The organism is Sulfitobacter sediminis (genome assembly GCF_040811725.1).
In the GTDB taxonomy this organism is placed as follows: domain Bacteria; phylum Pseudomonadota; class Alphaproteobacteria; order Rhodobacterales; family Rhodobacteraceae; genus Sulfitobacter; species Sulfitobacter sediminis.
This window is the reverse complement of the sequence record NZ_JBFNXX010000086.1, coordinates 1-1,369: the sequence shown is the minus strand read 5'-3', so window position 1 is coordinate 1,369 and position 1,369 is coordinate 1. Positions and strand designations below refer to the sequence as shown.

General features: G+C 53.0%; 1 protein-coding gene. It reads right to left on the bottom strand.

All coding sequences use genetic code 11. From position 1 onward, the window contains the following. Positions 1 to 115: 115 nt before the first annotated feature. Positions 116 to 859 (bottom strand): winged helix-turn-helix transcriptional regulator, encoded by a 744-nt coding sequence (locus AB2B41_RS23255; protein ID WP_367880211.1) that lies wholly within the window; start codon positions 857 to 859, stop codon positions 116 to 118. Positions 860 to 1,369: the final 510 nt, after the last annotated feature.

Sequence of the window (1,369 nt, the reverse complement as noted above, 5' to 3'; positions counted from 1 at the left end):
GTGAAGAGCCGGGCAGAAACCGTTCGGCCATCAATTCAAACGAAATCCCCGGTCGACTTTTTCAACAGCATCCGGACGAAGCGGTCTTTCGTTTTATGCGATATTCTGCCCAAGGTTAGGAGAGTCCCGAACCCTGATTGTGCGTAGGCAACCTCTCCTCATCCAGCTGCATCACGCCCTCTACATCGGCGTAGCTTGATCTAGGAAACCAACGTTCGATACTTCGCTCAAGGAGCGCATCGCCGCTCATAAAGAATTGCCCCTTCTCCTTTTCGCGCGAAAAAGTCGTCCGTCCCATGAATAACGCCCAACACGTGAATTGATCCGTTTCTATGAACAAATCGATGTCGCTGCCGGGCGGATCAATGCATAACTCAAGCTCGGTGCCAGGTTCATAAATCAACCAGTATTTCTTCAGCGCCTCAGGCTCGCCCGAGAAGTGAAATTGCATAATGGTTCGCTTGGTTGGAAGTTCGGCAACGTTGATGGCTTGTCTGAGCATCCACATCAGAGCGCTAATATTCGAGCCGTTCAAAGCGACTTCGGATTCAATGTTTCTCTGCGCCCACCGGGAGAGCGAATCCATTGCCTCTTCCAAGTCAATGGCTTTGTCTGTGCGTACATAGTCGACAGTTCCCTTTGCCCGGTCTTCGATCCGCTCGATCAGACCGTTTCGCTCCATCTCTTCCAGTCTTTTTGACAAGACACCAGGTGAAACACCGCCAACGGCCCGGCGTATGTCGTTGAAACGGGTGTACCCGTTCCACATCTGGTTCAGGATCGGTAAGGTCCAGCGTGGTTCAAGTATTTGGCACGCCTTCGAGATTGTGCAGACGTTACTATAGGGCTTTGAGGACATAGCCGCTCCTTTCCAGAAAACCCTACCACGGCCCGCAAAAATCCATCCAGTACGAAAACCGTACTGCCTTGCTTCTGCTCCAACACTATCTAGGCAGGTCCCCTCTGGGTGAGGCTTTCTCAGCAAACTCGGGAGACCAAAAATGACCTACGAAAATGCCTTCGAACATCACGACAACAGCCGGACCTCTTGGACGCGGCGCGCATACGAAAGTGCGCGAAAGATTATCACAAACTGGGGTAATAGACTGGCCTTGTCTTCGTCGCTCGGAGCGCTGCCCGACCACATGCTTAGAGACATTGGGTTGACTGCGGCCGATGTCGAAAGCGCTCTTCACGAGGCGTCCTTTGCTTCGGAGACTGACAGGTTGGGAGAGAGGGCGAAGACGCAATCACAGAACTGGTAGTGACCATCCAGAGTTGCGGTTCTCTGCTGTCCTTCCCCCCTAGAACTGGGCCACTACGATGGCCGAGAGAGGGGGACAGAGAATGGCTCGGAAACGGTACTCAG